The organism is Scytonema sp. UIC 10036, from assembly GCF_009725235.1.
Genome location: NZ_WJFC01000011.1, coordinates 108,180 through 120,374, shown reverse-complemented (window position 1 = coordinate 120,374; position 12,195 = coordinate 108,180). Strand labels below are relative to the sequence as shown.

At 41.7% G+C, this 12,195-nt stretch carries 14 protein-coding genes; 11 read left to right on the top strand and 3 right to left on the bottom strand.

Translation table 11 applies throughout. From position 1 onward, the window contains the following. The first annotated feature begins 83 nt into the window (after positions 1–83). The 3 genes from F7734_RS07870 (at position 84) to F7734_RS07860 (ending at position 1,152) form a co-directional block, all read left to right on the top strand. The gene (locus tag F7734_RS07870; protein ID WP_155744146.1) at positions 84–320 is read left to right on the top strand and encodes a hypothetical protein; all 237 of its coding nucleotides are present in this window, start codon (positions 84–86) and stop codon (positions 318–320) included. A 66-nt stretch (positions 321–386) separates the two neighbouring features. After that, a complete protein-coding gene (locus tag F7734_RS07865; RefSeq protein WP_155744145.1) occupies positions 387–611 on the top strand; it encodes a hypothetical protein in 225 nt (74 codons plus the stop codon). Positions 612–669: 58 nt separating this feature from the next. After that, positions 670–1,152, top strand: a complete 483-nt coding sequence (locus F7734_RS07860) for a NifU family protein (protein WP_155744144.1) — start codon at positions 670–672, stop codon at positions 1,150–1,152. 408 nt (positions 1,153–1,560) lie between these two features. Here the strand turns inward: F7734_RS07860 and F7734_RS65135 are convergent, their stop codons facing one another. Further along, positions 1,561–1,695: a hypothetical protein gene (locus tag F7734_RS65135; protein WP_279239679.1), complete on the bottom strand. Its 135-nt coding sequence runs from the start codon at positions 1,693–1,695 to the stop codon at positions 1,561–1,563. A gap of 86 nt (positions 1,696–1,781) precedes the next feature. Between F7734_RS65135 and F7734_RS07855 the strand changes: the two genes are divergently transcribed. After that, on the top strand, positions 1,782–2,366 hold the full coding sequence (locus tag F7734_RS07855) for a TetR/AcrR family transcriptional regulator (protein ID WP_155744143.1): 585 nt from the start codon (positions 1,782–1,784) through the stop codon (positions 2,364–2,366). Between the two features lie 74 nt (positions 2,367–2,440). Then, positions 2,441–3,439: a zinc-binding dehydrogenase gene (locus F7734_RS07850; protein ID WP_155744142.1), complete on the top strand. Its 999-nt coding sequence runs from the start codon at positions 2,441–2,443 to the stop codon at positions 3,437–3,439. Between the two features lie 17 nt (positions 3,440–3,456). On the opposite strand, the gene F7734_RS07845 is transcribed toward F7734_RS07850, so the two are convergent. Together F7734_RS07845 and F7734_RS07840 are read right to left on the bottom strand one after the other, a co-directional pair. Then, the gene (locus tag F7734_RS07845) at positions 3,457–5,052 is read right to left on the bottom strand and encodes a nickel-dependent hydrogenase large subunit (RefSeq protein WP_155744141.1); all 1,596 of its coding nucleotides are present in this window, start codon (positions 5,050–5,052) and stop codon (positions 3,457–3,459) included. A gap of 100 nt (positions 5,053–5,152) precedes the next feature. Next, positions 5,153–6,115: a hydrogenase small subunit gene (locus F7734_RS07840; protein WP_155744140.1), complete on the bottom strand. Its 963-nt coding sequence runs from the start codon at positions 6,113–6,115 to the stop codon at positions 5,153–5,155. Between the two features lie 774 nt (positions 6,116–6,889). Between F7734_RS07840 and F7734_RS07835 the strand changes: the two genes are divergently transcribed. The 6 genes from F7734_RS07835 (at position 6,890) to F7734_RS65125 (ending at position 12,142) form a co-directional block, all read left to right on the top strand. Continuing rightward, positions 6,890–7,840: a hypothetical protein gene (locus F7734_RS07835; protein ID WP_155744139.1), complete on the top strand. Its 951-nt coding sequence runs from the start codon at positions 6,890–6,892 to the stop codon at positions 7,838–7,840. Positions 7,841–7,926: 86 nt separating this feature from the next. After that, positions 7,927–8,193, top strand: a complete 267-nt coding sequence (locus tag F7734_RS07830) for a hypothetical protein (RefSeq protein ID WP_155744138.1) — start codon at positions 7,927–7,929, stop codon at positions 8,191–8,193. A gap of 8 nt (positions 8,194–8,201) precedes the next feature. Next, positions 8,202–8,426: a hypothetical protein gene (locus F7734_RS07825; RefSeq protein ID WP_155744137.1), complete on the top strand. Its 225-nt coding sequence runs from the start codon at positions 8,202–8,204 to the stop codon at positions 8,424–8,426. Positions 8,427–8,518: 92 nt separating this feature from the next. Further along, on the top strand, positions 8,519–9,712 hold the full coding sequence (locus F7734_RS07820) for a hypothetical protein (protein ID WP_347566145.1): 1,194 nt from the start codon (positions 8,519–8,521) through the stop codon (positions 9,710–9,712). Next, positions 9,702–10,667 carry an acylphosphatase gene (locus F7734_RS65130; protein ID WP_279239678.1) on the top strand — a complete coding sequence of 322 codons (966 nt, stop codon included), beginning with the start codon at positions 9,702–9,704 and terminating at the stop codon, positions 10,665–10,667. The genes F7734_RS07820 and F7734_RS65130 overlap by 11 nt, the downstream gene beginning before the upstream one ends. A 38-nt stretch (positions 10,668–10,705) precedes the next feature. Further along, complete coding sequence (locus tag F7734_RS65125) at positions 10,706–12,142, top strand: Sua5/YciO/YrdC/YwlC family protein (RefSeq protein ID WP_279239677.1); 1,437 nt, start codon at positions 10,706–10,708, stop codon at positions 12,140–12,142. Positions 12,143–12,195 lie beyond the last annotated feature (53 nt).

Below are 12,195 nucleotides of genomic sequence, written 5' to 3'. Positions count from 1 at the left end.
CCATAAGGTATTTTAAATAAATTTTTGTTATGGTATTTCTAGAAAAACTGAGCCAGATTTTTTGAAGAAAATTCTTAAGAATTATGACAGGTATATTCACTAGTTTGATATCAGGTGATGTTAATTTAATAGGAGATTTTTTGTTACTTTCACTAGGAATTCTCCTATCTCTTATTGGTGGTGCTCTTGGTGGAATGCTGTTAGCAGGCAAAGAGTTTGGTTATCAATTTTCTGCTACACTTGGCAGCTTATTAGGTCCTGCGGGTGTCATTCCCGGCATCATTGTAGGGCTAGCCATACTACAGATTTTACTGAATTAACCAATTCAATTACGAACAAGTAATTATTTGGTCACTGGTCACTGGTCACTGTTAATAGGAGACATTATGTTTCAGATTGCGTGGTTTTCTGCTAAATTATTTTTCAAAGGAAAGTTATTTCGCGATCCAGTTTATTTTATCAAACAAATAGCGATCGCGACTATCATAGGTTCGTTAGTCTTAGTCTCACTAGCATTAATCAAACTCCCGTTATTACTAGCAGTTGCAACATCTAGCTTACTGACAGGTATAATGATGCCTTTCCTCTTCAAAGACTTCAAAATGCAGTAGGTTGAATTGTTAGCGATCCGTTAACCGTTAACAATTAAGAAGCCAGAATAAATTATACATGACTCAAGAAACACTTGAAGAATTAGTTAAAGAAATCAGCCGATTTGAAGCAATTATTGTTGAATGGGATGAAACCCATAGAGGTGTAGCTGCTGGTTTGAAACGGGCAATTGAAGCTTTACACAAAGAAGCATTGACACGTTTAATTAAAAGTGTTAAGCAAGAATCCATGCCAGCCCTACGCAATGCTGTTCAAGACGAAGTCGTGTATGGAGTTTTGCTGTATCACGAACTTATCAAACCTCCCGTAGCGCCCTTATCACAACGCATTCAAGAAGCTCTTGAGCAAGTCCGTCCAGGGTTAAAAAGCCATAATGGAGATGTCCAGCTTGTAGCTATTAAACCACCAGACACGGTAGAAGTAAAATTAATAGGAGCTTGCGGTCATTGTCCGGCTTCCAATCTCACATTATCTCAAAGCATCGAACAGGCAATAAAAACATATTGTCCTGAAATTACGCACGTTATAGCAGTTCATTGATTTGTTAGAGGATGTTTGAAAAGTCTCCCGTTGTATCAAGATCTCCTAACCCCCTTTCCAAGAGGGAATAATTTTCTCAAAGTCCTCCATTTTAAGGAGGATTAAGGAGGAGCTAAAGTTTTGGATACCTCAGCCACTACTTTTCAAACATCCTCTTAGGAACAGATTCCCGATTTCTCAAGGGATACAACTGGCGAATGAGGGGTATCACCCCTCATTCGCCAATTTCTGGTCTCTCGTTCCCAGCTAGAAGCTACCCGTACCCCATCTTCTTGTGCAGCAACTCCACAGATACCTCATCATATATTACTGCTCGATCATCGCGAAGTATCCAGCCGGATTCTCACTTTCAGGTGCGATCGCACTTAAGGTAGCTGCTTTTATACCTTGTACCTACATGAGACAAACTCATTTGAGCAGTTGCATAACTCCGTAAAGAATTTCTGCCTGTCTGCTTTCTGGTTCATAATTAAGGATAATTGGAACTTTAAAAACATTCTTGACTAAATAATCATAAATAGATATCATCTTTTTTAAACGCATAAAATTGAAGAAAGCAAAAGTACGCAAGGTCAGAGGATTCTGGGGTGTATTTGCTTCTTAATTGACAAACATCTACTGCTATTTATATGGCTCGACCTCGTGAGTTTGACACCGATAAAGCTTTAGCCAATGCCATGTACGCGTTTTGGCAAAAAGGTTACTGCGCCACTTCACTTGAAGATCTTGAAGCGAAGATGGGGTTGAAACGTCAAAGTATCTATTATGCTTTTGGCGATAAGCGAACGCTTTTCCTCAGAGCACTCAAGTTGTATCGAGAGCAGGGACTTGCCTTCGTTCGCGAGCAACTTAACCGCTTTGATTCTCCCAAGCAAGCCATTGATGAAACCGTCCGTCTATTGGCTCGAGGAACGTTGATTGATGGCAAAAGATGTGGCTGCTTTATAGCAAAGTCAGCCCTGGAATTAGCGGATTGCGATTCAGACGTTGCAGCCGAGGTGAAGTATATGTCCAATCGATTGGAGGAGTATTTTATTGAGGTGATTGAGCAAGGACAACAATGTGGTGAAGTTTCAAAGCTACATTCGAGTTCATCACTCGCGAAATTCATTGTTAACTCAATCAATGGGCTGCGGATTTTGGAAAAAACTCAGCCTTCAAACGAAGAGATTGAGCACTTGATAAGCGTTGTTTTGTCGGTTTTAGCAGCCTAAATTTTTTTTGACAATTTATGACTAAATAGTCACAAATAAGTCAAAGTAGTACTTTTTGTAGGAGGAAAATAAAGATGAAAGCCATTCAGTTTGAAAAATTAGGTGGACCTGAAGTGTTGCAACTCGTGGAGTTGCCAAAGCCTCAACCAAGCCCCGGACAAGTGCTGATTAAAGTTGCTGCTATTGGCGTTAATTACGCAGATACCATGCACCGAATAGGTGCTTATCCCCAGCCCGCTCCGTTACCGATGATTCCTGGGACAGAAGTAGCGGGTGTAGTTGAAGATCTGGGGGCAGGCGTGGCATCGCTAGACGTAGGAATGCGAGTAACAACTTCCCTCTATCCCGGCTCTTCAGGTGGTGGCTATGTGGAGTATGTAGTCGTTGATGCCGAGCGTGCTGTTCTGATTCCTGATGGAGTAAGTTTTGAAGCGTCACTCGTTACCCTAGGACAGGGTTGGACTGCCTATCTCTTGCTGACTCAAGCAGGAAAACTTCAAGCGGGTGAATCTGTCCTGATTCATGCGGCGGCGGGCGGTGTAGGTTCGCTGGCGGTGCAATTAGCAAAGTTATTGGGAGCAGGTCAAATTATTGGACTTGTTGGTTCTTCAGAAAAGGAGATGTTGTTGCAGGAACTGGGTTGCGATCGCACATTCCTTTACTCGGATTTACAGTGGTCTCAACAAGTCAAAGATGTCACGATAGGACGTGGTGTGGATATCATCCTGGATTCAGTTGGAGGATCTGTCATCACTCAGAACTTGCAAGCTTTGGCTCCATTTGGAAGATTGGTAACCTACGGTGCGCTAAGCCAGCAAATAGCAAATATGTTGCCCGAGCAGACGGTGCAATTGATATTTGGGAACCAATCGTATATCGGGTTTTCTCTTCCTGGTTTTGTGGAAGTCAAAGCTGGCTACGCCGAAAAACTCACGGCAAAACTACTGAATTATGTAGCGGAAGGAAGCTTAAAGGCGATCGCCAAAGACATCTTTCCGCTAGAAAATGCAGCCTTAGCGCATCAAGCTATCCAAGAAAGACGCACCGTTGGCAAAGTTGTTTTGAAAGTTTAATAGTTCAAATGGTATAGTTACGCTGTACGAAAACGTGCGAGTTCTTTACCCGTTTTTGCATCGTGAGCGTGAACGGTGCAAACGAGACAAGAATCAAACGAGCGCGCTACGTGACCAACTTCTACAGGATCGGTAGAGTCAAATATAGGTGTTCCAATTAAAGCTTCCTCAATAGGTCCCCGTATCTCTTCAGCATCGCGAGGTCCTATATTCCAGGTACTCGGAGCTATAATTTGGTAATTCTTAATCTTACCACCTTCAATTTGTACCCAATGACACAAAGCACCTCGTGCAGCTTCTGTTGCTCCCCAACCCAGTCCGTCTTTTTCTTTGGGTTTGATATACCAGGGGTCATTTAACCGGAACTCGCGCAAACAGTGTTCTGCTTGTCGATACAACTTGACAATTTCGTGAACTCGTGCCATTTGACGTAGATGAATACTTGCGCCTCCCAGCTGCTTAAATACATTGAGGATAAATCCGTCATAATGCTGCCAGGGTTCGCCATGTTTGCCACCTGCTACTAACTGACGTGCAAGTGCTCCTGCTTCTAAGCGTCCGTATTCTTGATGGCGTACTGCGGTTGACCAAGAATATTTCCCTTGAAAATCTTTAATGTTTTTCTTAATGGGTTTAGTTGTGCGATTAAAAGGATGAATGTCTTGTGTTGATTCATCATACCAAGAGTGAGATGTATTTTCTCTGACAAAAGCATGATGCATGAGAGTGTGAGTGTCACTAAAACTGTCATACACGCCACTTTTCATAACTAAAGCTGCATTTCGTCCCTCTATTGTGGGTTTTTGATATTTTGACTCGTGAGGTAAGTATCCCCAACTGACATATCGACCTACACCTGCACCGTATTTATCTAAACCAATATCCAAACCCATGCGCCAGTAAAAACCCAAGTCAGAATTGGCGTGATTTGGGCTTTCTTCCAACCACACCATAAAGTCTTCATAAGTTTTGATTTGTTCGTAACGTTCTAAAGAACAACCCAACCACACTGGTTCCAACCAATTGGTGCGGAAGTATTCTAAAATCGACCATGCACGAGTAATGTCCGTTAAAGTCGGGGCACACATCACACCACCAGGTACCATGTAGCTAGAATGAGGCCATTGTCCTCCAAAGAGGGCGTAAATTTCTACTGGTTTGCTGGAAATCGTGATGCCATGTTCGTAAGATTTACCAGTAAAAGCTGCAAAGCGCCTGCAAGCTTCTTCGTAAAAAGAACTTTGCTGATACTTTTTGTTGGTCAAGTCAATTGCAAACAAACCATAAAAGTAGCGGGGAATGCTTTGAATAGTTTCGACGATTTGACCCAAATTTCTTGCTAAAATCGCATTGCGCGGAACCTCTGTTCCCCATGCTGTATCCAAAGCCCAAGCAGCACTCGTTAAGTGGGAAGCACCGCAGATACCGCAAACGCGAGGTGTAACAATTAATCCTGCTTGAGGGTCTTTTCCCCGCAGAATCACTTCAAATCCGCGAAAAAGTTCGGCATGAGTCCAAGCGTTAACTACATACCCATCTTCTATATCTACGCGAACATCTAAATCGCCCTCGACTCTCCCAACGGGTGATATATCTAATGATTTAATTCCCATGTTATTTTCTCCAATTGCTAATTGCTAATTGCTAATTGCTGATTGCTGATTGCTAATTGCTGATTTCTCTTGCTATTAGCCATTAGCCATTAGCCATTAGCTAAATTGTAAAAAAATCATCTTCTGCCCATACAGGCATAGTGTCTTTTGATACAAGAGTGAGTAGGGCGTAGTCTTTCTTGTTCACTCCTGTAGGTAAATCTTTAGGAACTCCCATCATGGTTTGTGTTTTAAATACTGTTCCTGGCTTGAGGTCGTAGAAGGGGAATTCTGGTTCGGTACAACCCAAACATGGCATCCCCGCACGGGTTTTAGAGGAAACTCGATTCCACAAAATTCGGTTGCAAGAAGAATGGGTCATCGGTCCGCGACAACCTAAGTCGTAAAACAAGCATCCTTTCCGCTGACCAAATTCGGTGGTTGAGGCTTTGTAAGCAAAGTGGATATTGCGGGTACAGCCTGTTTGGGTATAAGTGTTGAAGAAGGTTTGGGGACGGTGCAGTTCGTCAAGAACTATATCACCAATTCGATTTGTGGCGATCGCAACTAATATTTGAGTTATCCAGTCAGGATGGGCTGGACATCCGGGAATATTGATAACGGGTAATCCCGATTTTGCCCGGAAGTCTTGACCTAAAAACCCCCCTTCTTGACGTTTCAGAAATTGCAATCCTGTAGATTCGCTGGGATTGGGTGCCATTGCGGGTATTCCTCCCCAACAGGCGCAGTCTCCCACTGCTACAACATAGTTGGCAACTTTTGATAAGTCTTGTAACCAGTCTTTCATGGGACGCTCGGCAAAACGGTTCCACTCCCCAGTTCCATCAGGTGCATTAACAACTGTGCCTTCAAAGACGAGAATATCTATGAAAATTTTTCCTAAAAGGCATTGCCACAGCATTGTTTGCAAGTTTGTACCTAGTTCCACACCTAGAGACGGATGCCAAAGTATGTTAATACCAAAGTCAGTGATGAGGTCGCAGACTGTAGGTTCTTCAGCATTAAGAAATGACATCGTGTTGCCCGAACAAGCACCACCTTGCAGCCATAGTAAGTTAGCCATTTGCTATTTAGTAAAAAAGTATAAAGTATGAAGGGATCTGACCAACTTTTGTACAGTTTCTCCATATCATCTCGTGTATTGTTTAATTCTACTGTTTATTATTTACATAAATTTTATCTTTTTTAGCTAAAAATATATTTATAATCAACCGAAAAAGTTAGAAGATAACACCTTCTTTTGATGTTTCAAGCTAATATGTGAGCAATTGCATCATTATATTCATCTCAAAGTATGGGTACAGTTTTCCGTACCCATACTGAGTTTTTTAGGAAATTTAGTAGGGTGGGCAATGCCTACCACAAGCGATATATGGTGGGCTTTAGACCTACATACTAATATAGATTAAAGGCCTTTCGCTCGTTAAGCGATCGAAGCGAGTTTTGAGTTTTTTGAAAACCTATAATAATTTCACCAAAATCTCAAAAAAATCTAAAATTTATTCCACAAAGACTTTATAATAAATATTAATAAAACACTTATTTACTTGAAAAATAAAGTGTTTTATATTGAAAGAAAAGAACTCTTAATCGCCGAACTTTTTAGGAAACTCAGGCGACTCATTTTAGAAGAGCCTCTCTATTGTAAGGGATTCAATTGCGTAAAGCCTCAAGAAACACATTTACAATTCGGTGTTGGGGAAATCGTATTTCCTTTATGTGTCACAAATATGTTGTGTCCTTGGGGTAAATCTTCATCTTATGGAAAACCTAAGTTCCAGACAATATCCAACTTCCTCAATTACGAATTACGACTTACGAATTACGAATTAGTATTATGACCCCTAGCATAACAGATTCAGCAGTAAAGGCGGCAATGGATGTCCTTGCTTCGTCTCCAGCATCGACACAAGAAAAAATTCAAATGTTAATTGAAATGGCGCAGGGCTTTCAAAAAAAGCCGAAAGCTGCTCAAGATTTGTGGAATGCTCTGTCATTATACAACCAGGCACACGATCTATGTGGTAACGAGCATTTGCTGTGGAAAGCCAGAGCGAATGCAGGAATGGCAAGTACTTTAAAGGCGATTCCCGATATTGGGGCGCAATCGCTGTTAGAAGCAAAAGAACAATTAGAAGAGGCGATCCCAATTTTGCAACAGCTTGCTTTACCAGAGGAAGTGGCAGAAGCCCATATGAATTTAGGGTTGGTGTTACAGTCACTCGTGCCTTTTAATTTAGCACGGATAACAGATGGCATCCAAGCTTACCAAAAGGCATTGCAAGTATTTACTAGTCACGACTACCCGCAAGAATACGCGATTTTACATAATAATATTGCGATCGCATACCTGTCAATGCCCGTTACATCAGAACGGCAATACTTATATCAAGGCTTAGCTGTACAAACCTTTGAGGAAGCACTCAAGCATATTCGACTGATAGATCATCCTAGAGAATATGCGATGTTACACAACAATCTCGGTAATGCTTTGCAGTATTTACCAAGTACACACCCGATAGACAATATTTTACGGGCTATAGCTGCCTATGACGAAGCATTAAAAGTACGCGATCGTCAAGACACACCCCTTGAATATGCTAATACAATTTCTAATAAAGCCAACGCTCTATTAAATTTACCAGATGATTTAGATAAACCCGAATCTGGGAATCCTCAAAATCTTGCAAAAGCGAATGCCTACTATGAAGAAGCTTTGGACATTTTCACCCAATACGGGCAGATAGAACAAGTGCAAATAATAAATCAGCTAAGGGATAGTGGTTAGTTGTTAGTCGTTAGTCGTTAATAGTTCTACCACTCACAACTAACAACTATCCACTATCCACTATCCACTAACAACTAACCAAAAGAATGTCAAACTTTTTAACCAATCCTTCAGTCAGAGAATTATTTACCAGTTTAATGGCTGATGAATTAAATCTAACAACGGGATTTATTTGGTTTTTAGTAGCAACAGTCATATCCATGATTGGTGGTGCTATAGGAGGAATGTGGTTAGCCGGACGCGATATTGGATACGAGTTTTCTGCTCTACTTGGTGGGTTATTTGGTCCGGCTGGTGTGATTCCTGGAGTTGTTCTAGCACTTATAGTTATAGATTTGTTGAGGAGTTTTTAGGAGGAGTTATGTTAGAGATAGGCTGGTTTACAGCCCGTTTATTTTTTAAGGGGAAACTACTGCGATCTCCTATGTATTTTGTACAGCAAACTTCATTCGGTATTGGCATCAGTTCGCTCATACTGTTCTTGTTTGCACAAGCAAACGTCAGTCTTTGGATGTCAGTTCCAATATCGAGTTTTATAGGTGGCTTAATTATGCCAGTTCTCCTTAAAGACATCAAGCTAAAGTAATTTTTTCGGTCAGACTGGCAAGTCAATAGATGAGCTACTTGTCAAAATGGAATTGATGAAGTTTAAACTCCGAACTTTAAAGGGTTTCAGTGATAGCACCAACAAGCACGCAAAAAGAGACAGAAATTGCCAACAGCTTACTCCTTTCGCCTCAAGGTGCTCGAGTCATTTTGGGAAAAAGTCTGGAACCAGGGCAATTAGCAATGCCTGTCGCACCTAGCAGACAAGAAATGTTTGGTCCTCGTGGTGCCTGTTTGATATCGGAAACAGGACCTTTGTGGGTATCAGACACAGGGCATCATCGTTTGTTAGGATGGCGCAACAGACCAACAGAAGATGGTCAAAAAGCAGATTGGGTCATTGGACAACCAGATTTTAACCATGAGGGACAAAATGCGAAAGGCGAAGTTGGGAGGGCTACTCTAAGTGTTCCAACTGGTATTTGTGCTTGTGGGGAAGGATTGGCGGTAGCAGATGCTTGGAACCACCGGGTTTTAATTTGGAAAAAATTGCCAGAGGATAACAATGTTCCAGCAGATATTGTGCTAGGTCAAGCTAGCTTTACTGAAAATCAACCCAATCGGGGAAATCAAGAAGCTGCAGCCCATACCTTGAACTGGTGTTATGGAGTTTTTTACCATCAAGGAAAGCTGTTTGTGACTGATACCGGAAATCGACGAGTTTTAATTTGGTATCAAATCCCCGAAGAAAACGGTCAGCCTGCCGATCTAGTATTGGGACAACCAGATATGATGTCCCGTAATGAAAATGGTGGTGGCTCTCCTTCTGCATCCAGTATGCGTTGGTGCCACGATATCACCGTTTGGGACGACAATCTGGTTGTCACAGACGCAGGTAACAATCGGGTGATGATTTGGCAGGGAATGCCAACAGAAAACAATGCTCCTTGTACAGTCGTGTTAGGACAAAAAACTTTTGATTCAGTAGAAATGAATCAAGGAGTTTATTTTCCCAGCGCTCATAGTCTGAGTATGCCGTATGGTGTGGCTTCTGTAAGGAAGTGGTTGTTAGTGGCAGATACTGCTAATTCCCGGTTATTAGGATGGAAACAACCCCAGTCAATCGTGACTTTGCTTGGGGTAAGGAGTGATGCGATCGCCGGACAATTGGATTTTCACAGTAAAGGTGAAAATCGCGATTATGGATTGCCAACGCGAGACAGCCTGAATTGGTGTTATGGAGTGAAGGTTTGCGGCAATACAACGGTTATCGCTGACTCGGGAAACAACCGAATTATGTTATGGCACTTGGACTATGAACGTTGAAGAAATTAGAATTTGCGGTACTGTACAAGGAGTTGGGTTTCGACCTACAGTATATCGCCTTGCCAAAGCTTGTGGTTTGTGTGGCGATGTTCGTAATGATGGTCAAGGAGTCTTGATTCGAGTATCTGGCAAACAAGAATCGATAGACGAATTTGTCCACAAATTACAGAAAGAATGCCCACCATTAGCAAAAATTAATGTATTAACGCGCAAGCGTTATCAAGGCGAATTTCAATTCGACGACTTTGTGATTTCTGGCAGTGTAAGTGACAGGGTGAAAACCGAAATTGCCCCTGATGCTGCTACTTGTCCGCAATGCAAAGCAGAAACCCTCGATCCCTTCAGCCGTTGGTATCGCTATCCCTTCACAAACTGCACTCACTGCGGTCCTCGCTTGAGTATTATTCGTGCCATTCCTTATGACCGTAGCAATACAAGCATGGATGCTTTTGCCATGTGCTCGGATTGTTTTGGCGAATATAAGGATGTCAATAATCGCCGCTTTCACGCTCAACCCGCAGCCTGTCATGTCTGCGGACCTAACGCTTGGTTAGAACGTTCTGATGGTAAACCAATAACAAGTTCTATGTTTTCTATGCTAGACGATATTGATTCTGTTTGTACCTTATTACAAAAAGGTGAGATTGTGGCCATTAAGGGTTTAGGAGGATTTCACCTAGCTTGCGATGCTACCAATGAAACCGCAGTGCAAAAACTGCGCCAGCGCAAAGGACGCCAAAGCAAGCCTTTTGCTTTGATGGCACGAGATATGGCTGTCATTGAAGAATACTGCACTCCTACCATTGTGGAAAAAGAATTACTTGAAAGCCCTACAGCACCTATTGTATTGCTTGAAGCAAAGGCAGGAGGTGATGAGGGTGAAAGAGGAAGTGGAAGAATCACCAAAATGGAAAACTGGGCAGCCAAAAAAAAACTTACACTTCAAGCCGCATAGCACCTTCTGTAGCACTAGGGCAAAAAACCCTTGGCTTTATGCTTCCTTATACCCCGCTTCACCATCTCATTCTTAAGCGGATGAACCGTCCGATTGTCTTAACTAGTGGCAATTTGTCTGATGAACCACAGTGTATTGATAATGATGAAGCGCGTGAGAAGTTGGGGAAAATTGCTGATTATTTTCTCTTCCACAATCGGCAAATTGTTAACCGGGTTGATGATTCAGTAGTGAGGGTTATAGGCAATAAAGTGCAAATTGTTCGTCGTGCTCGAGGCTATGCACCAGCACCTATCCACTTACCACCAGGTTTTCATCGTGTTCCACAGATTTTAGCAATGGGCAGTGAGTTGAAAAATACCTTTTGTCTATTGCAAGACACAAAAGCGATCGTATCCCAGCATTTGGGAGATCTAGAAAATGGAGTTACTTTCCGCGCTTATCAGGATATGCTGAATTTATACTTGAATTTATTTGAGTATAAACCGGAAGCGATCGCTGTCGATCTGCATCCTGAATACTTGTCTACAAAACTTGGTCAAGAACTGGCGTCAGTTCATAAATACGGGTACAGCACAACTGTACCCCTACTCTACATTCAGCATCACCACGCTCACATTGCTGCTTGTATGGTAGAGAACGGTGTACCGATTGATTCTCCCCCTATTTTAGGTGTCGCTTTTGATGGATTGGGTTACGGCGAAGATGGCACACTCTGGGGGGGAGAATTTCTTTTAACAGACTACCGCCAATTTAAACGATTGGCAACATTTAAACCAGTCGCCATGCTTGGTGGAAAGCAAGCTATCAAAGAACCGTGGCGTAATACCTACGCTCAATTAATCTCTAGCTTTTCCTGGGAAGACTTAAAACAAAATTACGGCAATTTAGAAATTATTAAATTTTTAGAACAAAAGCCTCTAAAGCTTCTAAATCAAGTTATAAAAAAACAAATTAATTCTCCTAAAACCTCATCAGTTGGTCGTTTATTTGATGCAGTCGCTGCCGCTATTGGTATTTGCCAAGACAGATGCAGTTACGAAGGACAAGCAGCGATAGAAATGGAAGCTGTATGCGATCGCACTCTTTTAGCTCCTTCTCCCAAAACAATTGGTTATTCTTTCACAATCGAACTTATAGATAAGCTCTATAATATAAATTCCTATCCAATGTGGCAAAGTTTGCTAGATGATTTGCTCCAGCAAGTACCCCAGTCAACTATTGCTGCAAAATTTCATTTAGGCTTAGCCAATATTCTCGTTCAAACAGTCAATTTACTTTGTCAAGAAAATCATATTCATTGTGTAGCACTCAGTGGAGGAGTTTTTCAAAATCAGATTTTATTAGAACAAGTCACTACAAAATTAAAAGCATTAAATATTCAAGTTTTAACTCATACTTTAGTGCCAACAAACGATGGAGGAATATCACTTGGACAAGCTGCGATCGCAGCAGCTTCATTACAAAATAGTTAGTGGTTAGTGGTTAGTGGTTAGTGGTTAGTGGTTAGTGGTTGATGGTTATTTAT